The organism is Myxococcus sp. AS-1-15 (assembly GCF_020037055.1).
Classification (GTDB): Bacteria; Myxococcota; Myxococcia; order Myxococcales; family Myxococcaceae; genus Myxococcus; species Myxococcus fulvus.
On the sequence record NZ_JAIQDF010000001.1, the window covers coordinates 414,256 to 434,946 of the forward strand.

At 70.4% G+C, this 20,691-nt stretch carries 20 protein-coding genes; 12 read left to right on the plus strand and 8 right to left on the minus strand.

Annotation, left to right across the window (positions count from 1 at the left end):
• Positions 1 to 31: 31 nt before the first annotated feature.
• Positions 32 to 1,327, plus strand: a complete 1,296-nt coding sequence (locus tag K8625_RS01690; RefSeq protein WP_223748466.1) for an HD domain-containing protein — start codon at positions 32 to 34, stop codon at positions 1,325 to 1,327.
• Positions 1,324 to 2,856 (plus strand): MBL fold metallo-hydrolase, encoded by a 1,533-nt coding sequence (locus K8625_RS01695; RefSeq protein ID WP_223781655.1) that lies wholly within the window; start codon positions 1,324 to 1,326, stop codon positions 2,854 to 2,856. The genes K8625_RS01690 and K8625_RS01695 overlap by 4 nt, the downstream gene beginning before the upstream one ends.
• A 327-nt stretch (positions 2,857 to 3,183) precedes the next feature.
• Here the strand turns inward: K8625_RS01695 and K8625_RS01700 are convergent, their stop codons facing one another.
• From K8625_RS01700 to K8625_RS01720, 5 genes are all read right to left on the minus strand, one after another.
• Positions 3,184 to 3,951, minus strand: coding sequence for a GlsB/YeaQ/YmgE family stress response membrane protein (locus K8625_RS01700; RefSeq protein ID WP_223781656.1), 768 nt, complete (start codon positions 3,949 to 3,951; stop codon positions 3,184 to 3,186).
• 37 nt (positions 3,952 to 3,988) lie between these two features.
• Entirely contained in the window at positions 3,989 to 5,842 is a 1,854-nt protein-coding gene (locus tag K8625_RS01705; protein WP_223748469.1) for an FTR1 family protein, read from the minus strand.
• A 64-nt stretch (positions 5,843 to 5,906) separates the two neighbouring features.
• Positions 5,907 to 6,314 (minus strand): hypothetical protein, encoded by a 408-nt coding sequence (locus K8625_RS01710; RefSeq protein WP_223748470.1) that lies wholly within the window; start codon positions 6,312 to 6,314, stop codon positions 5,907 to 5,909.
• Between the two features lie 80 nt (positions 6,315 to 6,394).
• Entirely contained in the window at positions 6,395 to 6,874 is a 480-nt protein-coding gene (locus K8625_RS01715; protein WP_223781657.1) for a dihydrofolate reductase, read from the minus strand.
• Positions 6,871 to 7,665, minus strand: coding sequence for a thymidylate synthase (locus K8625_RS01720; protein WP_223748472.1), 795 nt, complete (start codon positions 7,663 to 7,665; stop codon positions 6,871 to 6,873). Before K8625_RS01720 ends, K8625_RS01715 begins: the two co-directional genes overlap by 4 nt.
• A gap of 140 nt (positions 7,666 to 7,805) precedes the next feature.
• Between K8625_RS01720 and K8625_RS01725 the strand changes: the two genes are divergently transcribed.
• The 5 genes from K8625_RS01725 (at position 7,806) to K8625_RS01745 (ending at position 11,097) form a co-directional block, all read left to right on the plus strand.
• The gene (locus K8625_RS01725; protein WP_223748473.1) at positions 7,806 to 8,369 is read left to right on the plus strand and encodes a cob(I)yrinic acid a,c-diamide adenosyltransferase; all 564 of its coding nucleotides are present in this window, start codon (positions 7,806 to 7,808) and stop codon (positions 8,367 to 8,369) included.
• A gap of 18 nt (positions 8,370 to 8,387) precedes the next feature.
• Positions 8,388 to 9,401: a tRNA epoxyqueuosine(34) reductase QueG gene (gene queG / locus K8625_RS01730; protein ID WP_223748474.1), complete on the plus strand. Its 1,014-nt coding sequence runs from the start codon at positions 8,388 to 8,390 to the stop codon at positions 9,399 to 9,401.
• On the plus strand, positions 9,374 to 10,330 hold the full coding sequence (locus tag K8625_RS01735) for a DMT family transporter (RefSeq protein WP_223748475.1): 957 nt from the start codon (positions 9,374 to 9,376) through the stop codon (positions 10,328 to 10,330). The genes queG and K8625_RS01735 overlap by 28 nt, the downstream gene beginning before the upstream one ends.
• Positions 10,331 to 10,451: 121 nt before the next feature.
• Positions 10,452 to 10,892 carry a hypothetical protein gene (locus K8625_RS01740; RefSeq protein ID WP_223748476.1) on the plus strand — a complete coding sequence of 147 codons (441 nt, stop codon included), beginning with the start codon at positions 10,452 to 10,454 and terminating at the stop codon, positions 10,890 to 10,892.
• Positions 10,885 to 11,097 (plus strand): helix-turn-helix transcriptional regulator, encoded by a 213-nt coding sequence (locus K8625_RS01745; RefSeq protein ID WP_046715820.1) that lies wholly within the window; start codon positions 10,885 to 10,887, stop codon positions 11,095 to 11,097. The genes K8625_RS01740 and K8625_RS01745 overlap by 8 nt, the downstream gene beginning before the upstream one ends.
• A 58-nt stretch (positions 11,098 to 11,155) precedes the next feature.
• On the opposite strand, the gene K8625_RS01750 is transcribed toward K8625_RS01745, so the two are convergent.
• A complete protein-coding gene (locus K8625_RS01750; protein ID WP_223781658.1) occupies positions 11,156 to 12,640 on the minus strand; it encodes an endo alpha-1,4 polygalactosaminidase in 1,485 nt (494 codons plus the stop codon).
• A gap of 164 nt (positions 12,641 to 12,804) precedes the next feature.
• On the minus strand, positions 12,805 to 13,653 hold the full coding sequence (locus K8625_RS01755; protein WP_223781659.1) for a hypothetical protein: 849 nt from the start codon (positions 13,651 to 13,653) through the stop codon (positions 12,805 to 12,807).
• A gap of 93 nt (positions 13,654 to 13,746) precedes the next feature.
• On the opposite strand from K8625_RS01755, the gene K8625_RS01760 reads away from it, so the two are divergent.
• Positions 13,747 to 14,634, plus strand: a complete 888-nt coding sequence (locus tag K8625_RS01760; protein WP_223781660.1) for an MTAP family purine nucleoside phosphorylase — start codon at positions 13,747 to 13,749, stop codon at positions 14,632 to 14,634.
• A gap of 90 nt (positions 14,635 to 14,724) precedes the next feature.
• The gene (locus K8625_RS01765; RefSeq protein WP_223781661.1) at positions 14,725 to 15,771 is read left to right on the plus strand and encodes a YihY/virulence factor BrkB family protein; all 1,047 of its coding nucleotides are present in this window, start codon (positions 14,725 to 14,727) and stop codon (positions 15,769 to 15,771) included.
• Between the two features lie 12 nt (positions 15,772 to 15,783).
• On the opposite strand, the gene K8625_RS01770 is transcribed toward K8625_RS01765, so the two are convergent.
• Positions 15,784 to 16,608: a M48 family metallopeptidase gene (locus K8625_RS01770; protein ID WP_223748481.1), complete on the minus strand. Its 825-nt coding sequence runs from the start codon at positions 16,606 to 16,608 to the stop codon at positions 15,784 to 15,786.
• Between the two features lie 249 nt (positions 16,609 to 16,857).
• Here K8625_RS01770 and K8625_RS01775 point away from each other — a divergent pair, with 249 nt between their 5' ends.
• The 3 genes from K8625_RS01775 to K8625_RS01790 all read left to right on the plus strand — a co-directional run bounded on the left by K8625_RS01775 (position 16,858) and on the right by K8625_RS01790 (position 20,689).
• Entirely contained in the window at positions 16,858 to 17,835 is a 978-nt protein-coding gene (locus tag K8625_RS01775) for a Ku protein (RefSeq protein WP_267699713.1), read from the plus strand.
• 68 nt (positions 17,836 to 17,903) lie between these two features.
• Positions 17,904 to 18,725 (plus strand): bifunctional DNA-formamidopyrimidine glycosylase/DNA-(apurinic or apyrimidinic site) lyase, encoded by an 822-nt coding sequence (mutM, locus tag K8625_RS01785; protein ID WP_223781662.1) that lies wholly within the window; start codon positions 17,904 to 17,906, stop codon positions 18,723 to 18,725.
• Between the two features lie 128 nt (positions 18,726 to 18,853).
• Positions 18,854 to 20,689: a TIGR04551 family protein gene (locus K8625_RS01790; protein WP_223781663.1), complete on the plus strand. Its 1,836-nt coding sequence runs from the start codon at positions 18,854 to 18,856 to the stop codon at positions 20,687 to 20,689.
• Positions 20,690 to 20,691: the final 2 nt, after the last annotated feature.

A 20,691-nucleotide genomic window follows, 5' to 3' on the forward strand; every position in this document is an offset into this window, starting at 1 on the left:
TGGGGGTATCCAGGAGTATGGAAAGGGCATCATGCGCATCCGCGACCCCATCCACGGCACCATCCCGGTGAGCGACGCCGAGAAGGCGGTCATCGACAGCCGGCACTACCAGCGGCTTCGCTATGTGCGGCAGCTCGGCTTCGGCGACCTGGCCTTCCCCGGGGCCACGCACACCCGGCACATCCATTCGTTGGGCGCCATGCACGTGGCCGCGCGGGTGTTCGCCGCGGTGGCCTCGCGCTCCACGCTGCCCGACGACGTGCGCGAGCGCTTCTCCACCGCGGTGCGTCTGGCCGTGCTGTGTCATGACCTGGGGCACATGCCGCTGTCGCACGCCTCCGAGCGCATCGCCCCGAAGCGCTCGCTCCTGCGGCTGCCCGGCTGGCTGGACTCGGCGGCCGAGGGCGAGCAGGCCACCCACGAGGACTACACGGCGAAGATCCTCCTCGACAGCTCGCTGACGCCCATCATCGAGCGCGAGTTCGGGCGGCTCGGCATCACCCCCATGGCGGCGGTGGCGTTGATCACCGGCGCGCGTCCGCCCAAGGACCCGGGCTTCACCTGGCAGGGCGTGGACTGGGCGCCCCTGCTGCGCGCCATCGTCTCCGGCGAGCTGGACGCGGACCGCATGGACTACCTGCTGCGTGACTCCTTCTACACGGGGGTGAACTACGGCCGGTACGACATGGATTGGATCATCAACAACCTCAACCCGGCGGTGAAGGACGGCCGGGCCTATCTGGCGCTGAGCCGGGCGGCGGCGTTCGCCTTCGAGGACTTCCTGCTCAGCCGCTACCACATGTTCGTGTCGGTCTATCTGCACCACACGTCGGTGAGCTTCGACTACATGCTGCGGCGCTACTACGAGGAGTCGCCGGGGGAGTTCGAGATTCCCTCGGACCCGGAGGCGTTCCTGCTCTGTGACGACTCGGCGCTCTGGTACACGCTGCGCCGCTCGCGCAACCGGTGGGCCCAGCGCATCATCACGCGGCAGGGCTTCAAGCTGCTGGCGCAGTTCACCGAGCGCGACGCCGGGTATGACCTGGACGTGCTGAGGAGCGCGCTCGTCTCGTCGGGCTTCGAGCACTACGTCGTCGAGTCCGTGAACGTGCTCAGCAAGTACGCCTCGGGGCCCTCGAGCACGGGGCCGAGCCTCTTCATCGTCGACGCCTCCACGGGTCGGCTGACGGAGGTGGCGCGCTACACGCCGCTGTATCAGCGCTACAGTGGCGCGGTGCGCCTCACCCGGCTGTATGTGAGGCCGGACCAGTCGGCCGCGGCGCACGAGCTGATGGGCCAGCTGTTGGGCCAGACGGTGCGAACATGAGCGAGCGACTCCCCGGTCTGGGCCTCGGCCTGGACCTGCAGCATGTCCCCAGTGAGCCCAGGGGCTCGGCCGTGGCGTTGTTGTACCGCCGCGTGGGCGCGGGCGTGGAGGTGTACTGGGTGAAGCGCGGCAAGGCGCTGGCCTTCGCCGGCGGCTTCTATGCGTTCCCCGGTGGGAAGCTGGACGCGGCGGACGCGCAGGTGCCGGTGCGGGGTGTCACGGGCGAGGAGGCCGCGCTGCGCTCGGCGGCGGCGCGCGAGCTGTTCGAGGAGGCGGGCGTGTTGGTGGCCGAGGGCGCCGAGGCGCTCTCGCAGGAGAAGCTGGACGCCCTGCGCAAGGCGTTGCTCGGGGGGAAGCTCGGGTGGGGTGAGCTTTTGCACGCGGAGGGGTTGGCGCTGCGCGCGGACGACTTCCGGGGCGCGGGGCGGTGGATTACGCCGCCGTCGGTGCCGGTGCGCTTCGACACGCACTTCTACCTGGTGGAGCTGCCGCCCAAGGCGCGCGCGGAGCTGTGGCCGGGCGAGCTGTCGGAGGGGGCGTGGATTGCGCCCGAGGCGGCGCTGGCGCGGTGGAACGACGGCACGGCGCTGCTGCATCCTCCGGCGGTGCATGCGCTCCAGGTGCTGGGCTCGTTCAAGGACGAGGCGGATGCGCGGGCGCGGCTGCTGACGCCGCCGTACTGCCCTGGGTACATCTCGCAGCGCATCGAGTTCCAGAAGGGTGTGCGCGTGGTGGCGCTGGAGACGGCCACGCTGCCTCCGGCGACGCACACGAACGCGTACGTGCTGGGCAACGGCGAGCTGTTGCTGGTGGACCCGGGCTCCGGGGACGTGAAGCAGTACGCGAAGCTGTTGTCGCTGGTGTCGAGCCTGAAGGCGGAGGGGTGCAAGCCGGTGGCGGTGGTGCTGACGCATCACCACGGTGACCACGTGGGCGGGGCGCGCGCGGTGAAGGAGCGACTGGGGATTCCGCTCTGGTGCCATGCGAAGACGGCGGAGTGGCTCGACTTCCCCGTCGAGCGGCTGCTGGAGGATGGCGAGGTGCTGGAGCTGGCCGGGGATGTGCCGCAGCGCTGGCGCGTGTTGCACACGCCGGGGCATGCGCGGGGACACCTGTGCCTGGTGGACGAGCGCAGTCGCTCGGCGGTGGTGGGGGACATGGTGGCCGGCGTGGGCTCCATCGTCATCGACCCGCCCGAGGGCAACATGCGCGACTACCTGGCGCAGCTCGCGCGGCTGCGCGACTGGCCTGTCACGACGCTGTACCCGGCGCATGGGCAGCCGCTGCCGGATGGTCCCTCGAAGCTCCAGGAGTACCTGAACCACCGCGCGCAGCGCGAGGCGCTCATCTTCGACGCGGTGCCCGCGGACGGCGTCTCGCTGGCCGAGGTGGTGGAGCGCGCGTACGCGGACACGCCGCCGGTGATGCACCCGGTGGCGGAGCGCAGCGCGCTGGCCACGCTGGAGAAGCTGGTGGCCGAGGGCCGCGTGCGCGAGGAGTCGGCTCGCTACTTCCGACAGGGGAGCTAGGCGCGAGGCATCGTCGGGCACTCACCGCGGGCCGTGGTGAGGCTCGTTTGGAAGGGGGCCTCTGGAGGCGTGCTTCGAGTTCGGCGGGACGTGCCCGAAGGTGCTGCTAGATGCGCCCGAGGAGACCGAAGCGGGTCCGTGCTCGGTCATTCTCGCCGGTCGAGGTTGATGCATCCCCAGTGCATCTGCTTCGGGGCTCGCCGCCCGTCTCAGGTGCGCGGTTGCTCTCGGCGGCGCATCGGGTGCGGTTCGTGTGGAGGTCGCGCCTGGATGCGCGCATCCATCCTGCTCGAGCAGCCCCCTGGGCGTGGTTCGTGTGAGGGGTTTCTAGAAACGCCCGATGAGACCGAAGCGGGGCCCGTGCTCGGTCATCCCGGCCACGGGCATCAGTCGCACGCCGGTGTCCGCGCGCGTGGGCGCCACGGGCTTCACGGCCGAGTGCGACTGGTGCGACAGCTCGTAGCCCGTGGTGGCGCCGATGACGGGCAGGAAGAGCAGCAGCGCGGAGACGGCCTTGTCGTCGTCGGCCCCGAGCACGAGTGAGCCCAGCAGTGCGCCGCCCCAGCCCACGAGGCTGCCTCCGACGGTCGCGAGGATGGTGCCCTTGCCGTCCATCAGCCGCCCGCCCGCCCACGTCCCCGCGGGCACGCCGATGACAACGCCGGTGAGGCCGCCCACCAGCGAGACGACGTTGCACTCGTCACAGCCCACCGTGGGCGCGCCCAGCAGGTAGCCCACCACGAGCCCCACCGCGCCGCCTGCGATGCCACCGGCGGTGCCTCCCACGAACTCCACCGCGATGCGCGGGACCGGGTCCTCCACGGCCGCCTTGCGGCTGGGGCGGGCTTCCTCCGCCACCTGCGTCCCCGAGTCGTCCGGGGGCGTGTCCTGCGTCTGTCCGCTCAAGCCCTCGTCGTCGTCCTTGTCCGGGTCGGTCCTGTCGCCAGGGGACACGGGGACGAGCGGAGGGGGCGTCAGCTCGGGCGCGGGGCGCTTCGCGGGCTCGTCCTCGGAGACGTGCTGACCCCACGCGGGGCCCGTGCTCAGAAGGAGCAGGCCCACCAGGAGGACAGGATGCGCGCGCGAAAGCCTCACCCGCACACGCTACCGCAAGGCTGGGGTACTCGTCGCGTCAACTGGCGGACACCTCGGTGACGCGCTCGGGACGGGCCCGCCGACGCAGCAGCACCAGGGCCAGCGGCGCGGCGGCCAGGAGCACCTGGGGCACCAGCGAGAGCAGGTCCGGATAGATGCCCAACAGGTCGATGGTGACGAAGCTCACCGGATAGAGCGGCAGCGCGCCCACCTCCTGCAGCGAGTGCAGGCCCTTGCCCAGCAGCATCACCGCGGTGACGACGAGCACCACCGTGGAGATGTTGAAGAGCGTCTTCATGGGCAACCGGAAGCCGAGCCGGTTGATGAAGAGCACCAGGATGACCAGCGCCACCGAGCCCACCAGCGCGCCCCACGCCACGCCCGCGGGCGAGTCCAGCGCCAGGCCCTGCAGGAAGATGGCGGTCTCGAAGCTCTCGCGCAGCACGGCGGTGAAGGCGATGAGGAACAGGCCGAACAGGCTGCCTCGCCCCAGCGCACCCTTCATCTTCTCGCGCAGCTCCCCCATGAACTGGCTCATGTTGGAGCGCGCGTTGAGCCACAGCGCCGCGTACAGCAGCATGCCCACGGCCACGAGCGCGGCCACGCCCTCCATCCACTCGCGCTCGGCGCCGGCCAGCAGGTGGCGGCCCAGCACGTAGGCGATGGCGCCCACCACCAGCGCGGACATCCAGCCGGCGTGCACCACGCGCACGTGCTCGGTGGCCTTCATCTTCTTCAGGGCCGCCAGCAGCGCGGCGACGATGATGGCCGCCTCGAAGCCCTCGCGCAGCAGGATGAACACGGTGAGCCACAGCGTGGACACCAGGTCCGCCGCGCTGCCGCTGTCCCGGCGCGCCTGGTCGAGCAGCGCAATCAGCTCGCGCCCCTCGTCCTGCAACCTGGGGCTGCTGGTCTCCGCCGCCAGTCGCGCCTTGAGGAAGCCCTGCTCCAGCTTGAGCACCAGCGCGGAGTCGCGCGAGGTCAGCTTGGGCTCCACCGGCTCCAGCCCGTTGAGGTACGCATCCAGGAGCGCGGCCTTCGCGGCGGACGGGTTGCCCGCGGCGCCCTGGCGCATGGCCTCCTGCACGCCGTCGCGCGCCGCCATCAGCGAGCGCTCCTCGTCCACCTGGGGCAGCTTCCGACGCAGGCACGCGAGCTTGTCGGCGCCAAAGTCCTTCACCAACTCGTCGTCGGTGGCGTTCGCCAGCCGCTCCAGCGACGCGCGCGGAGGCGTCCCCTCGCACGGGGGCAGGCGCAGGGTGAAGGCGAAGAACGCGAGCGACCAGCGCTCGTCCTCGGTCAGCGTGGGGAAGGCGGGCATGGCGGTGCCCGGCACGCCGAAGCTGGTGGTGTTGAACGCCTTGTAGGGCGTGAGGCCGCCCATCAGCTCCGCGTCCTGGAAGTTGGCGGGCGCGGGCTCCATCGTCGCGGCGATGGGCAGGTTGGCGCTGCCGTCCGCGGCGTGGCAGGCCGCGCAGTTCGTCTGGAAGAGCTCGGCGCCGCGCTGGAGGTCCGGCGGGTGACGGGGGCTGCGCGCGAGTCCACCGACGAGCACCAGGTCCTGCACCAGCGCGCCGCAGTCGCGGCTGACGCCCTCCGGGTCCTGCGACTGGTCCACGCGCGCCTGGATGGCCTTCACGCGGGGGACGAAGACCGAGGCCTGCGCACCCAGCTCCCGCGCCGCGGACACCGCCTCCGCCGCGAAGCTCTTCTGCTCCTCCAGCTCGAACGCGGACTGGGACTCGATGGCGGCCGGGTAGTCCGCCTCCAGGTACTGGAGGATTCCCACCAGCCGATGCCAGGTCCGCTCCTCCGCGCCGCTCTCGGCGGCGAAGGCCGACCCGGGCACCATGAAGAGCAGGACGAGGACGACGCGGACCACATGATTCATGCGTCCCGTCTACCAGCGGGGCTCGGTCGTTTCAATTCTGCGACTCAATCTCAAGATGGGGACTTCAGGCGGGAGTCGGAAGGCCCGGAATGGGGGCGGGGTTGCCCAGGGCTGTCCACCGTTCGACCTCCAGCGAGTGGATGCGCAGCCGGGCGATGCGCCAGTCGCCGCCGCGCAGGTGGCCGAGGGCGAGCGAGGCCACGGTGAGCGCGCCGATGGAGACGGCGCCGATGGCGAGCGCGCCCAGGCCGGTGGCGCCGATGGCGGTGGCTCCGACGGCGAGCGCGCGCAGGGCGCGTGGGCGGAAGCGGCGCTGACGTTGCTGGGCCTCGAGCTGACGCGAGAGGCGAGCGAGCGTGGTGGTGTTGGCGAGGGTGAGCGTGGCGCCGAGCAGGGAAGCGGCGCGCCAGGGCAGGCGCGGCGCGGGGAGCCAGGGGCTGAGCGTGAGTCGAGGGCCGAGGGAGGTGCGCATGCCGTTCCAGGTGCGCACGGCGCGGGAGCGAGACAAAGCCGGAGCGGAACGCCGCGCTGCTCGACGAGGGAGCAGCGGCGTCAGCGCTCGTAGGTGAGGAACGCGTACGGAGGCTCGGACTCCGGATGCGGGTCCTCTTCGATGAGCCGCCAGCCGGACAGGTCCACCTCGGGGAAGAATGTGTCGCCCGGGTAGTCGCGTGAGATTCGCGTGAGGTAGAGCCGCTGGATGCGGTCCATCGTCTGCGCGTACAGGTCCGCGCCCCCCGCGATGAAGACCTCGTCGTCGCCTCGGGCCTCGGCCTGTTGGAGCGCCTCCTCCACCGAGTGCGCCACCATGACGCCCGGCGGCGCGAAGTCCTTCCGCCGCGTGACGACGATGAACGTACGCCCCGGCAGCGGACGCCCGATGGACTCGTACGTCTTGCGGCCCATCACGAGCGTGTGGCCCATGGTCAGCCGCTTGAAGCGCGCCAGGTCCGCGGGCAGTCGCCACGGCAGTTGGTTGTTCGCGCCGATGACCCGGTTCGACGCCAGCGCGACGATGGCCGACAGCCTCATACGGCCACGGGCGCCTTGATGGCGGGGTGGGGCTCGTAGCCCTCGAGCGTGAAGTCCTCGTACCGGAACGCGAAGAGGTCCTTCACCTCGGGGTTGAGCTTCAATCGCGGCAGCGCACGCGGCGCGCGCGAGAGCTGCTCGCGGGCCTGCTCCACGTGGTTGAGGTACAGGTGCGCGTCGCCAATCGTGTGGATGAACTCGTGCGCGACCAGGCCCGTCGCCTGCGCCACCATCATCGTCAGCGCCGAGTACGAGGCGATGTTGAAGGGCAGCCCGAGGAACAGGTCCGCGCTGCGCTGGTAGAGCTGGCAGGACAGCTTCCCGTCGGCCACGTAGAACTGGAAGAGCACGTGGCACGGCGGCAGCTTCATGCCCGGCAGGTCCGCCACGTTCCACGCGCTGACGATGTGTCGGCGCGAGTCCGGGTTCTTCTTCAGCCCGTCGACCAGCGCCTTCATCTGGTCGATGTGGCCCCCGTCCGGCGCGCTCCACGAGCGCCACTGGTGTCCATACACGGGGCCGAGCTTCCCCTCGGCGTCAGCCCACTCATCCCAGATGGTGACGCCCTGCGCCTGCAGCGTGCGCACGTTGGTGTCACCCGCGAGAATCCACAGCAGCTCGTGAAGGATGGACTTCACGTGCAGCTTCTTCGTGGTGACGAGCGGAAACCCCTGCGTCAAATCGAACCGCAGCTGGGGGCCGAAGACACTCAGCGTGCCCGTGCCGGTGCGGTCGCCCTTCTTCGTCCCGTGCTTCAGGACGTGGTCCAGCAGGTTCAGGTAGGGCTGCATGGGGCCCAGCCGTCTAGGCGTCGTTGCCCCCAGTGGCAAGCACGAAGAAACGCAGTGCCCGCAACCCTGCAATCTCACTTGGGTCCACACACGTCCTTCGGATTGGACGCGCGGCGCATCCCGCCGGTAGAAGCCCGGACATGAAAATCTACACGAAGCGCGGAGACGCCGGAGATACCGGTCTATTCGGGGGCGGCCGAGTCCCGAAGGATGACGTGCGCGTGGATGCCTACGGCGAGGTGGACGAGCTGAACGCGACGCTGGGCCTCGTGCGTGGCTTCTCCCCGCCGCCGGAGCTGGACGCGATGCTCCACCGGCTGCAGGACCAGCTCTTCACCGTGGGCGCGGTGATGGCGACGCCCATGGACGCGAAGGCCGCCTCGCACCTGCCTCCGCTGAAGGAGAGCTGGGTGACGGACATGGAGAACGCCATGGACCGGTTCGACAGCGAGCTGCCGAAGATGACGCACTTCATCCTGCCCGGAGGCACGCAGGCGGCGGCCGCGCTGCACCTGGCTCGCACGGTGTGCCGTCGCGCCGAGCGCCGCGCCGTCCCGCTGCTGCGCGAGGGGACGATTCCCAAGGACGTGGTCATCTTCCTCAACCGGCTCTCCGACCTGCTCTTCGTCATGGCGCGCGTGGCGAACCACCGCGCGAATGTGCAGGACGTGAAGTGGATTCCGGAGAAGCCGTCCGAGTCCTAGTCTCTTCAAGGCGTCTTCTTGCTCCCCACCGCTCCGCTTCGTGACCTCGCCCGCTCGGTGGGCTTCGACCTGGTGGGCTTCGCCCGCGCGGAGCCCATCGAGCCGCGCTTCCTCCTGAGCTGGCTGGAGGCGGGCTACGCGGCGGACATGGACTGGATGGGCGAGCGGGCGGAGGAACGCCTGGACGTCGGCCGTCTCCTGCCGGGCGCGAAGACGGTCATCTCCTTCGTCAACAACTACTACCGCGACGAGGAGCCGTCGAAGGGCTCGCCCATCGCCCGGTACGCGCGGGGGCGCGACTACCACTCCACGCTGCGCGACCGGATGAAGGCGTTCCGCAAGGCCATCATCCAGATGGCCCCGGGGCTGGGCACGTACGGGAGCGTGGACAGCGGCCCGCTGATGGAGAAGGTGTGGGCCGCGCGCGCGGGCCTGGGCTACGTGGGCAAGAACGGGTGCTTCATCACCGAGCCCTTCGGCTCGTGGGTGCTGCTGGCCACGCTCGTCATCGACGCGGAGGTGGACGAATACGCGGACGGCCCCACGGCGGACCGGTGCGGCGCGTGTCGTCGGTGTCTCGTGTCGTGTCCCACGGGCGCGCTGGTGGGCAACAGCCAGGTGAACGCGGGAGCGTGTCTGTCCTACCAGACCATCGAGAACCGCGAGCGCGAGGTGCCCGAGGCCTTTCGTTTCAAGTTCAACAACCTCATCTTCGGGTGCGACATCTGTCAGCAGGTGTGTCCGTTGAACCGCAAGCCTGTGTTCGCGGAGCACCCGCGCTTCGCGCCGCGCGCGGTGGCGGAGCTGGGCACGCTGGAGCTGGCGGGGCTGACGACGGAGCAGTACGAGCAGCTCATCCCCGGGACGGCGCTGGCGCGTGCACGCTACGACGTGCTGCGCCGCAACGCCGTGTACGCGCTGGGGGTGGCCAGACAGGCGGACGCGCGGCACCTGCTCGAAAAGCTCAGCGACGATTCGAGCGAATTGGTACGTAGCGCGGCGCAATGGGCACTGCGCCAGCTGGTCCCCTGAACTCCTCCACGCCTTCGCTGCGCGGCGTCTACGCCGCCCTCCTCATCCAGGTGCTCATCAGCGCGGGGACGTACCTCGCCGCGAAGCGCGCCATGGCGGAGCTGCCGCCGCTCACGGTGGTGTTCTGGCGCTTCATGCTCAGCGGGCTCGTGTTCATCGCGCTGCTGGCGCTGGTGCCCGGGCCCAAGCTGCCTCCGCGAAACGCTTGGGGCCGCATCCTGTTCCTCGGGCTGATGGCGGGCCCGGTGAACCAGCTGTTCTTCTTCACGGGGCTGTCGCGCTCCACCGCCGCGCACGGCGCGCTCCTGTATTCGCTCATGCCGCTGGGCGTGTACGTGCTCAGCCTCGCGCGAGGACAGGAGCGTGCCTCGACGCGGACGCTCGCGGGCATCGCCGTGGCCTTCGTGGGCGTGGTGGTGCTGCTGCTCGGCCGAGGGCTCGCGGAGGCGCGCGGCTCGCTGACGGGCGACCTGCTCATCCTCTGCGCGGTGATGGCGTGGGTGGTCTACACGACGGAGGGCAAGCCCTTCGTCGCCATCCATGGGCCGCTGCGCGCCACCGCGTGGTGCATGACGATGGCCACGGTGATGATGCTGCCGTTCGCGCCGTTCGTCGCGAACCCGGAGGCGCTCGTGGCCACGAGCACGCTCGCGAAGGGCTGCATCGTGTACCTGGGCCTGCTGACGTCGGTGGTCGCGTACGTGCTCTGGTACTACGCGCTATCGAAGGTGTCGGCGTCGAAGGTGGCCATCTTCTCCAACCTCCAGCCGGCCGCCACGGCGCTGGCCGCGTGGGCGCTGCTGGATGAGGCCCTGCACTGGGAGATCGCCGTGGGCGGCGTGCTGGTGCTCGCGGGCGTGCGACTCACCCAGACGGCCGTGACGAAGCCGCCGGTCCTCGCTCCCACGACGGACCGTCCCGCGACCTGAGGACCTTTTTCTTTCGTGCCTCGCTTTCGCGGTGCCGACGAGGCCTTTGGAGGGATGTTAAGCATTATTGACATGGAGTCTTGAATGCTTAACATTGTGCGGTACGTGAAGGGAGCGGTTCATGGAGACGCAGATGTCGTCCCGGGAGCGGTTCGCGTGGGTGTTCCTGGTGTTGCTCGTCATCAGCTACGGGACGTACTTCACCGCGGTCGCGGTGCTGGACGCGCGGGGTGAGCTCACGTTCTGGTCGCAGATCATCATGCTGACCGCGTCGGCGGTGTTCCAGGGCGTGGTGCTCGGTGTCTCGGCGATTGTCGGCCGGATGCGTCGGGCACCGGGCGAGAGGACCGGGCCCGACGAGCGCGACCGGGCCATCGCGCATCGCTCCGCGTCCGTCGCGTACTACGTGTTGATGGGCGGGATGATTCTCGTCGGCTGCATCATGCCGTTCGGCGCCAGTGGCTGGAAGGTGGCGAACGCGGCGATTCTCGCCATCGTCATCGCGGAGCTGGTGCACACGGGCCTGACGGTGTCGGGCTACCGCAGGGGCTTGCGTGCCTGAGCCTCGGCTGACCAACGAAATCCGCACGCTGCGCTTCCTCGCGGGCGAGATGACGCAGGCCGCGCTCGGCGAGAAGGTGGGCCTCACGCGTCAGACGATTGCCGCGATTGAAGCGGGCAAGTACTCGCCCAGCCTGGAGACGGCGTTCCGCATCGCGGAGGTCTTCGGCAAGCCGCTCGAGGCGGTGTTCCGCTGGGAGCGCTGAAGCCCGACACCGCGCCTCGAGGGCACTTCCCGAGGCGCGGTGTTCCCACTGGGGCCGGCTACTGCGGGTCCCATCCCGCGTTCACCGTCACGCGGTCCAGCGCGCGCACGGTGACGTAGGGCACGAAGCCCGCGGCGCGCGAGCGGGTGTACGCATCCGCGATGTGGGCGGACTGCGTGGCGTAGTCGGTGGACAGCACCAGCTTGCCCGCGGCGCGCACGCGAGCGGCGTTGATGCGGTTCTCCTCGCACCAGCCCTCGTCGCAGGCCACGTCGTCGGACCAGTACATGTCCTCCATGCCCAGCCCGTCGATGGCGGGCAGGTAGGCCGGGTCATCGACCAGCTCCGGCGAGTTCTGTGGCACCACCTTGAAGTCCGGGTTGCGCGCCTTCGCGTACGTGTTGATGCGCGCGATGAGGGCCACCATCTTCCGCGCGAGGTCGGCGCGGTTGGTGCCGGCGGAGTTGGCGGGAATCTCCTCGTAGGTGACGACCATGTCGAGGTAGCAGCCGTTGAAGCCGGCGGCGAGCGCGCGGTCGATGCGGCCCTGGACGATGGGCCACCAGCGCTCGTCCCAGTACTTCACGTACTGCTCGTCGGGCCAGCCGGACACGGGGCCGAGCTTCAGGTCCGCGGGCACCTGGCTCCACTCGGGGCGGTACTCCTCGATGGCGCCAATCTCGAAGTAGGCGAGCACCTGCTTGCCCCGGGCCTTGAGCGCCGAAATCTCCGCGGCGGTGAAGTAGCCGCTGGAGCCGTCGCGCACGAGCTCGACGATGGCCAGGTCGAACTTCGACGCGGCAATCGCGTCGAGCTTGCCCTGCGGGTAGTTGGTGAGCTGGTACGTGAAGCTCTTCACGTTCGCCCAGGGCACCTGCGTGCCCGCGTCCGTCGGAGTCCCCGCGTCGGTGGGCGTGCCCGCGTCCGTCGGAGTCCCCGCGTCGGTGGGCGTGCCCGCGTCGCTCGCCGCCACCTGCACGCGCACGACGAGCAGGTCCAGCAGCGACGCATCCGCGGTGGAGTCCGTGCGGTAGCGCAGCTTCACCGGGCCGCCGGACAGGAAGCGCGCGGGCGTGGGCAGGGCCAGCGACGTGGCCGTCCAGCGCCACGACTGCGCGAAGGTGTTGTCACCCACCAGGGCCCAGCTGTTCGTCGAGTAGTCCCACGCCTCGATGACCCAGCGCATCTGCGCCTTCGCGGGGCCCCGGTAGTTCACGCCGACCTCGGCCGCGACGACGCTGTCCGCGCTCACGCCCGTGGGCAGCGGATAGGTGCACGTGGCGGAGCTGTTCGGCGCGAACTCGACGTACTCGGCCCAGCGGTCCTGCGTTCCGGACAACGTCTGGGTGTTGAGCCCCTGGACGCCCTGGCCCGAGGGGAGGGCGCCGCGCTCGAACTGGAGCGTGGCGCAGGGCAGGGTCCGCGCGTCGGGCAGGATGGCGTCCTGGCCCGTGTCGAAATCATCATGCGTGGCCTTGTCGCCACACGCGGCCAGCAGGGCCAGCCAGCTCCAAGCCAACAACCACTTCATCGCGACTCGCATGCAACGGCTCCTCAGGGGTGTGGAGTAGCGAGCCGGCCTTAACGCCGCGCGACGTGTGCGAGCAACGTGAAGTCTGTGCGCACGTCGTCGCTGCGCACGGACTCCCCTTCATCGCTGGAACATTCGTCCGGGCCTGGACGCGGACACGAACCCCGAGGCGCGAATCAGTCCCCGTTCGGGTCCCACTCGGAGATGTCGTACTTCGGGTCCGGCGGCGGCTTGGGGCGCGGAGGCGCGGCGGGCGCGGGAGGCGGCGCCTTCTTCGCGGTGGGCGCGGGCGGCGGCGCGGGCTCGTCGTCGAGCAGCGGGTCCTTCTTCTCCTCGGTCCGCGGGGCGGCCGGGGCCTCGGTCCGGGCGGGCTCCGAGCGCGGCGACGGCCTGGTCGCGGCGGTGGGCGTGGGCGCGGGCGGCGCGTCCAGCGGCTCCAGGTCATCGGGGATGTCCGCCGAGGGCTCCGGTGCGGGCTTCGGCTCGGAGTCCGACGCGCGATAGACGCCCTGCCGCGACACCGGCGGCGGAGGCGGCGACGTGTCGAGCGGCGCGGGCGTCGGCTCCTTCGGCGGGCTCGTGTCCTCGGCGGGAATCTCGTCGGGCGAGCGGTACGCGCCTCGCGGCCCGGGCGGACGCTCCGGACGCGCGTCGCCGAACGGGTCCTCCTCGCGGTTGGTGGTGCGCCGGGGCTCCGAGCTGGAGTTGGCGTCACCGAACGGGTCCTCCTCTCGGTTCACCGGCTTGCCCGGACGGCGCGACGGGCGACGCGGCTCGTCCGCCACCACGCCCGACGGCAGCCCTCGAATCGCCGAGTGCCGGTCGCTGCACTCCTCGCGGTTCTCCGTGCAGATGGAGAGGCACTGGGTGAGCTTCTTGAGCGTGCGGCCGCTGCCGCCGTACTCGATGGAGCAGTCCTCCTTGCAGGTGGCGTAGTCCTCCTGACAGCCGGAGGGGACGGTGCCGCGCTGGGCGCTGACGGGGCTGGCGGCGAGCACCAGGAGCAGGACGGGAAGGGAACGCATGGCAATTGCGAAAACTACCAGTCTTCGTGCCTCCCGGCGCCAGGGGGGCGCGGTATGGTCCGGGGAGCGCGGCCGGAGCGCCCAAGGAGGAACATGGCTGTCAGGGTGGGCATCATCGGGAGCCATGGTCTGGAACACCTCCTGGGGTTCAATGGTCGTCTGGAGACCCACACCCTCGAAACGCCCTTCGGTCCCCATGCGGGGCCGCTGTTCTCCGGGGAGTTGGACGGCGTCTCCGTCGTCTACGTTCCACGCCACGGCCAGGGCCACCTCTTCAACGCCACCCGCGCCCCCTACCGCGCCAACCTGTTCGCGCTGAAGCAGCTGGGCGTCACGCACGTGCTCTCCACCAGCACCGTGGGCAGCCTCCAGGAGCACCTGCCGCCGATGCAGCTCGTCGTGCCGGACCAGGTCATCGACCGGACCTACCGGCGCCCCTGCACCTTCTACGACGACGTGGCCGTGCACGTGGAGCTGGGCCAGCCCTTCTGCGCGACGCTGCGCAAGGCGCTGTCCAACGCCGCCCTCGCCTCCAACGCCGTGGTGGCCACCCAGGCCACGTATGTCTGCATCGAGGGCCCCGCGCTCAGCACCCGCGCGGAGAGCCTGCTGTACCGCACCTGGGGCGCGGACCTGGTGGGCATGACGGCCATGCCCGAGGCGCGCCTCGCCCGGGAAGCGGAGCTGCACTACGCCCTGGTGGCGCTGCCCACCGACTACGACTCCTGGCAGGCCCCACCGGAGGGCCAGGAGCACGAGGCCCTCCTGGCGCGGCTGTCGCACAACGTGCAGGCCGTCACCTCCAAGGGCGCCGCCCTCATCCGCCGCGCGCTCTCGCGCATCGCCGAGACGCCCGTCACCTGCCGGTGTGACTCCGCGCTGGCCATGGCGCTGTGGACCGAGCGCTCCCGCATCCCCGACGAGGTCCGCTCGCGACTTCGTCCACTGTTGGGCAGATACCTCCCGCCGAACGTCGTCTAGCAGGGCGAGGGCTCGGCCGGCCGCCTGCTGCCGAAAGGCGTCACGCACCCCACCTTCCGTTACCCGAGAGTGGGGAGCGAGGAGGGAAGGATGCGGCTGCCACGGCTCAAGTACCTCACGTGGCGCGAGTTCGCGCGGCGCTTCGTGAAGGAGTTCCAGGAAGACACCGTCACGGACATCGCGGCGCAGCTCTCCTACTACCTGCTGTTCTCGCTGTTCCCCTTCCTGTTCTTCCTCGTCACGCTGGTGGCGTACCTGCCGTTCGCGCCCGGCGCGGTGGACGCGATGCTGGCGCGCATCCAGCCGCTGGTGCCCGGCGACGCGCTCAGCCTGGTGACGCAGCACCTGACGTCCCTGGTGGACCAGCCCCGGCCCAGGCTGCTCACGGTGGGTCTCGTGCTCGCCCTGTGGTCGGCGTCACGCGGCGCGGACGCGCTGCGCAAGGCGCTCAACCTGGCCTACGACGTGCCCGAGTCCAGGCCCGTGTGGAAGACGCAGGGCCTGGCGGTGGTGGTCACGCTGGTGGGCACGCTGCTGATTCCCCTGTCCTTCGCCGTGTTCCTGCTGGGCGGGCGGCTGGGGGCGTGGCTCGCGACGCGGCTGCAGGTGGAGGAGGCGTTCCACCTGGTCTGGTCCTGGGCGCGCTGGCCCTTCACCGCGGGCCTGGTGATGCTGGTGGTGTCCATCTGCTACTACCTGCTGCCGGACGTGAAGCAGCGCTTCAAGTACATCACCCCCGGCTCCACCCTGGGCACGCTGGCGTGGATGGGGAGCACGTGGGGGTTCACGCAGTACGTGGAGCACTTCGGCAAGTACAACGTCACCTACGGCTCCATCGGTGGCGTGGTGGTGCTGCTCTTGTGGCTCTACATCTCCGGGCTGGTGTTCATCCTGGGCGGGGAGATCAACGCCATCCTCGAGCACGCCTCCGCGGAGGGGAAGGAGAAGGGCGCGCGCGACTTCGACGAGCCCGCGCCCGCCGAGCCGCCCCTCAAGACGCCGGGGGCCGCCAAGAGCGCCGCCAGCGCGAAGCGCTCGAGGATGGCCTTCTGGCGCTGGCGTCGGCGCGTGGCCCGGGGGAAGTCCCCCGAGCCCTCCGCGGCGGAGCAGCAGCCTCCGCCCTCCACGCTGCACTGACGACGCCCGGGGCTAGCGCGCGCCCAGCTTCTGCTTGATGGCGGGCAGCTGGCCCGGGCTGTTGTTGGTGCCGCGCAGGTTCTTCTCCTTGATGTACTTCTCCAGGTCGCCGATGCGCTGCCGGTTGGTGGGGTGGGTGCTCAGCCACTTCATGACGCCCGGCGTGTCACCGCCCTGCGCCTGGAGCTTCTGGAAGAAGGTGATGAGGCCCTTGGGGTCGAAGCCGGCGCCGGACGAGTAGCGCGCGCCGAACTCGTCCGCCTCCAGCTCCTCGCTGCGGCTGTGCGCGAGCAGCGCGCCGCCGCCCACCAGCTGCGCGGCCACCTGCGCGGCGGCGCCGGGGTTCTGCCCCAGGGCGAGCTGGGTGACGGTCTGGATGCCCATCTGGTTGACCATGGCGCGCGCCGAGTGGCGGCCGACCACGTGGCCCGCCTCGTGGGCCATGACGCCCGCCAGCTCCGCCTCCGTGTCCGAGGCGAGGATGAGGCCCGTGTAGACGTAGAGGTAGCCGCCGGGCGTCGCGAAGGCGTTGACCGTCTTCGGGTCGTCGATGACGTTGATCTTCCACTTCACCCCAGGCCGGTCCTTGGTGGCCTGCTTGAGGATGGGCGCGGACAGACCCCGCACGTACTCGACGATGGTCGGGTCCTCGACGTATTTGATCTTCTCCTTCTGCTCGAGCTCCTTCTTCACCTGCTGACCGATCTCCTCCTCCTGCTCATCCGAGATGAAGGTCTTCGCGAGAGCCTTCTCCGCCTGGACGCGCTGCGTGGTGCAGCCCGTCGTCACGCCCATGACGAGGGCGAGGCTCCATACCGCCGAGAGAATCCGCTGCATGACCGAATGCGCCTTTCTTGACCGGTTGATGCGTTGAGAGAGCGACTGACTGCCCGGACTCTTGGGCAGCGTCCGCCTCCACGGCAAGCCCCTCGTGACGCTTCCGACCGACAACGGACCCGCGTCGCTCGGGCGTCGCGCGGCTCGCGTGCCCTCCGGTGGTGCGTGCGAGCCTTGCGGCGGTGTCGGAGGCCATCGACGTTTGATGCGTGGGGTGTCGGTCGTGGGTGACACCGCGAGGAGGTCGACATGGCTCGTCCGGTCTGGGTGGGCTCGCTGAGCTTCGGGCTGGTGACGCTCCCGGTACGGCTGCACGGCGCCGTCTCTTCCCGGCAGGCCCGCTTCCACCTGATTCACGACGCGGACGGCGCCCGCATCCAGAACAAGCGGGTGTGCTCCGCCGATGGCGAGGAGGTGCCGCTCGAGCACGTGGTGCGGGGGTACACGCTGGAGGACGGCCGGCAGGTCACCGTGACGAGCGGTGAGCTGGACGCGCTGGACCCGGTGTCGAGCCGGGTCATCGCGCTGGAGGAGTTCGTGGACCCGGTGGAGGTGGACCCCTTGCTGCTGGACACCTCGTACCACCTGGTGCCGGCGCGCGGCGTGGAGCAGGCGTATGCGTTGATGACGGAGGCGCTGCGCGTGTCGGGACGCGTGGGCGTGGGGCGGGTGGTGCTGTATCAGAAGGGCCACCTGTGTCTGGTGCGGCCCCACGCTCGGGGGCTCGTGCTGTCCACCCTGCACGCCGTGGACGAGGTGGTCTCACAGGAGCAGCTCTCCGAGCTGGAGCTGACGGGCGCGAGCGTGGCACCGGCCGAGCTGGATGCCGCGCTCAAGCTCATCGAGTCCCGCTCCACCACGTTCGACCCCCGGCGTCATCCGGATGAGCACCGCGAGCGGGTGATGGCCTTCCTGGAGCGACGGGCTCGCGCGCAGGCGAGGTCGAGGCGTGTGCCCCGGGCGGCGCCGGAGGTGGGTGCTCCAGCAGGCGCCAAGGTACGAGGTCCGGAGGTGACGCCGGTGGAAGGGGCGCTACGGCTGCGTCCACGGCTGGCGGCGCGGGAGGTTCGGGAGGACTCGGGAGGGCTCGGCTCGAAGCCGTTCCGGGTGGAGCCAGGGGTGGGGGGGGCGCCGGATGATCCACGGGAGGCCTCGACGCCCGGGTCGACGACCCCGGAGGGCAGTGGCGGCCTGGGGGCGCCGGATCCGAAGAAGCCTCGCGGCTGAGCGCGTCCGGGGCCCTCCGCAATTAATGCGTGGGCCGGGCTTGGGGCCGGTGCTATGTGCCCGGGCGGATGCCCGAGTTACCCGAAGTGGAGATCGCCCGGCGCAATCTGGTGCGCTGGTTCACGGGCCGTCGACTCGTGCGCGCGGAGGCGGATGACACCCGCGTCTTCCGCGGCGCCGACCGTGCGCGCTTCGCTCAGCTGCAGGGGCGGCTGGAGTCGCTCGTGCGCCGGGGCAAGTACCTGCTCTTCTCCTTCGAGGAAGGCCGGGGCCTGTTGGGCCACCTGGGCATGACGGGCAAGTTCGTGCGCCGCGCCCCCACCGACGTCGTCCCCTACAGCCGCGCCCGCTTCCACCTCGACGACGGCCAGGTGCTGCACTTCGCCGACGCGCGCATGTTCGGGCGCATGGAGCCGACCCCCGCCGCGGGCCTGCGCTCGCTCGACGTGGTGAAGGCACTGGGGAGGGACCCGCTGGCGGACGGCCTCACCGCCGGCCAGCTGGAGCAGGCCGTGGCGTCCTCGAAGCAGGACCTGAAGGTGGCGCTGATGGACCAGGGGCGCATCGCCGGCCTGGGCAACATCCACGCCGCGGAGGCCCTGTTCCGAGCGGGCCTGCACCCCGCGCGCAAGCCCTCCACCCTCACCCCGGAGGACTGGAAGCGCCTGGTCCAGGCCATCCGGGAGAGCATCGACTTCGGCCTCGAGGAGCAGCAGGGCGAGGAGCCCGTGTACCTGGAGGAGGGTGGCTCGGAGAACCCGTTCCTGGTGTACGGCCGCGGTGAGGGCCCGTGCTCCAGGTGCGGCTCGCCGGTGGAGTCCTTCACCCAGGCGGGACGCACCACCTACGCCTGTCCGAAGTGCCAACCCCGGGGGAGGGCAGGGAAATGACCCCGGGCGTCCTGTCGTCAACGGCGCGAACCGACGTCCCGGTTGGCGTTGACACCCCCCTGTCCCATGGCTTGAATCGCCCGCCTTTCCGACCCGGCCGCCCCGAGCGGCCCTGGAGATCGTTGCCCATGTCTCACGTCCTGCTGGCGGCGCTGCTCGTCGCTTCCTCCACGGCCACCGCCCAGGTGCCCGCCGGGGGCACGCCTCCGCCCGCGCCCGCGGAGGCCGCGCCCGCCCCCGCCCCCGAGGCTCCGGCCACCGCCCCCGAGCAGCCCGCCGCCGCGCAGCCCGCCGCCACCACCGTGCCCGCGGCCGAGGCGGTCACCCAGGACGACCTGGAGGCCACCAAGCAGGAGCTGCGCGGAGAGATTCGCGCCGAGGCCGCCAAGCAGTCCCTCAACGGCGAGGAGTGGAGCGAGGAGTACCCCGAGGAGAAGCGCAAGCTGGAGGTCTTCCAGCTCGACGGCTACTTCCGCCTGCGCCCCACGCTCTTCTACAAGTTCGACCTGGGCCGCGTCCCGGCCACCATCGCGGGCCAGGACCTCTTCCCGCGCTCCTCGCGCACGTCGGCGAACACCCAGTCGTTCGCCACCATGCGCCTGCGCCTGGACCCCACGTTCAACATCTCCGAGCAGGTGAAGATCAAGCTCCAGGTGGACGGCCTGGACAACCTGGTGCTGGGCTCCACGCCGGACACGCTCTACCCGGGTGACGCGCGCAACGTCTTCACCATCTTCTCCGAGGACCAGGAGTCGCTGGGCAACACGCTGTCGGACTCCATCAAGCTGCGCCGCGCCTACGGCGAGGTGAACACGCCGGTGGGCATCCTGCGCTTCGGCCGCATGGGCAGCCACTGGGGCCTGGGCATGCTGCGCAACGACGGCAACTGCTTCGACTGCGACTTCGGCGACACCGTGGACCGCATCCAGTTCGTCACCGAGCCGTTCGCCGGCTGGTACGTCACGCCGATGCTGGACTTCAACTCCGAGGGCTCGGTGTACCGCACGGGCGCCCAGGGCGAGCCGGTGGACCTGACCCAGGCCGATGACGCCCACAGCTGGGTGCTCGCCATCGCCCGCCGGGACACGGACGCGCAGATCCGCTCCAAGCTCGACAACAACCAGGGCGTGCTCCAGTACGGCCTGCACTTCACCTACCGCACGCAGAACTACCAGGACATCACCAACGACACGACGGGGCAGGTGAGCTTCATCCCCCGCGACGCCAAGCTGTACGTCCCGGACTTCTGGCTGCGCTACGAGGAGCGCTCCTGGCGCATCGAGATGGAGCTGGCGGCGGTGCTCGGCAGCATCAACAGCCGCGGCCTCAGCCTGAACGAGGCGATGGCGGACCCCAGCCTGCGCGTGGCCCAGTTCGGTGGCGTGCTCCAGGGTGAGGTGAAGGCGGCGGAGAACAAGCTGACGGTGGGCCTGGAGCTGGGCTTCGCCTCCGGTGACAAGGCGCCGGGCTTCGGCAACTACCCGGGCCGCACCGGCTCGGGCAACCCGAACGGCCCCAACAACTACACCCAGCCGGGCGACGTGGAAGGCCCCCAGTACCGCTGCGACGCGGGCGGCTGCGCGGATGACGCCATCCGCAACTTCCGCTTCAACCGCGACTACCGCGTGGACCTCATCCTTTGGCGCCAGCTCATCGGCGGCATCACCGACGCGTTCTACATCCGCCCGTCCGTGAAGTACGCGGTGGCGCCGGGCATCGACGTCTACGGCCGCCTCATCTACTCGCAGGCGCTCTACGCCGAGTCGACGCCGTCGTTCACCAGCAAGTCGCTGGGCATCGAGCTGAACGCGGGCGTGGACTACACCACCGAGGACGGCTTCATCGCGGGCCTGGCCTACGGCATCCTCTTCCCGATGAGCGGCCTGCAGCAGTACCAGGAGGTGCTGCGTCGGGACCTGGAGACGCCGCACACCATCCGCGGCTGGCTGGGCGTGAAGTTCTAGTC

What these genes read in the sequence shown, in the direction of transcription:
- K8625_RS01750 (WP_223781658.1), bottom strand. Translation starts at nt 12,640, where the DNA reads ATGCGAGTCGCGATGAAGTGGTTGTTGGCTTGGAGCTGGCTGGCCCTG.
- K8625_RS01715 (WP_223781657.1), bottom strand. Translation starts at nt 6,874, where the DNA reads ATGAGGCTGTCGGCCATCGTCGCGCTGGCGTCGAACCGGGTCATCGGC.
- K8625_RS01775 (WP_267699713.1), top strand. Translation starts at nt 16,858, where the DNA reads ATGGCTCGTCCGGTCTGGGTGGGCTCGCTGAGCTTCGGGCTGGTGACG.
- K8625_RS01720 (WP_223748472.1), bottom strand. Translation starts at nt 7,665, where the DNA reads ATGCAGCCCTACCTGAACCTGCTGGACCACGTCCTGAAGCACGGGACG.
- K8625_RS01770 (WP_223748481.1), bottom strand. Translation starts at nt 16,608, where the DNA reads ATGCAGCGGATTCTCTCGGCGGTATGGAGCCTCGCCCTCGTCATGGGC.
- K8625_RS01755 (WP_223781659.1), bottom strand. Translation starts at nt 13,653, where the DNA reads ATGCGTTCCCTTCCCGTCCTGCTCCTGGTGCTCGCCGCCAGCCCCGTC.
- mutM (WP_223781662.1), top strand. Translation starts at nt 17,904, where the DNA reads ATGCCCGAGTTACCCGAAGTGGAGATCGCCCGGCGCAATCTGGTGCGC.
- K8625_RS01790 (WP_223781663.1), top strand. Translation starts at nt 18,854, where the DNA reads ATGTCTCACGTCCTGCTGGCGGCGCTGCTCGTCGCTTCCTCCACGGCC.
- K8625_RS01695 (WP_223781655.1), top strand. Translation starts at nt 1,324, where the DNA reads ATGAGCGAGCGACTCCCCGGTCTGGGCCTCGGCCTGGACCTGCAGCAT.
- K8625_RS01690 (WP_223748466.1), top strand. Translation starts at nt 32, where the DNA reads ATGCGCATCCGCGACCCCATCCACGGCACCATCCCGGTGAGCGACGCC.
- K8625_RS01710 (WP_223748470.1), bottom strand. Translation starts at nt 6,314, where the DNA reads ATGCGCACCTCCCTCGGCCCTCGACTCACGCTCAGCCCCTGGCTCCCC.
- K8625_RS01740 (WP_223748476.1), top strand. Translation starts at nt 10,452, where the DNA reads ATGGAGACGCAGATGTCGTCCCGGGAGCGGTTCGCGTGGGTGTTCCTG.
- K8625_RS01760 (WP_223781660.1), top strand. Translation starts at nt 13,747, where the DNA reads ATGGCTGTCAGGGTGGGCATCATCGGGAGCCATGGTCTGGAACACCTC.
- K8625_RS01705 (WP_223748469.1), bottom strand. Translation starts at nt 5,842, where the DNA reads ATGAATCATGTGGTCCGCGTCGTCCTCGTCCTGCTCTTCATGGTGCCC.
- K8625_RS01765 (WP_223781661.1), top strand. Translation starts at nt 14,725, where the DNA reads ATGCGGCTGCCACGGCTCAAGTACCTCACGTGGCGCGAGTTCGCGCGG.
- K8625_RS01725 (WP_223748473.1), top strand. Translation starts at nt 7,806, where the DNA reads ATGAAAATCTACACGAAGCGCGGAGACGCCGGAGATACCGGTCTATTC.
- K8625_RS01735 (WP_223748475.1), top strand. Translation starts at nt 9,374, where the DNA reads ATGGGCACTGCGCCAGCTGGTCCCCTGAACTCCTCCACGCCTTCGCTG.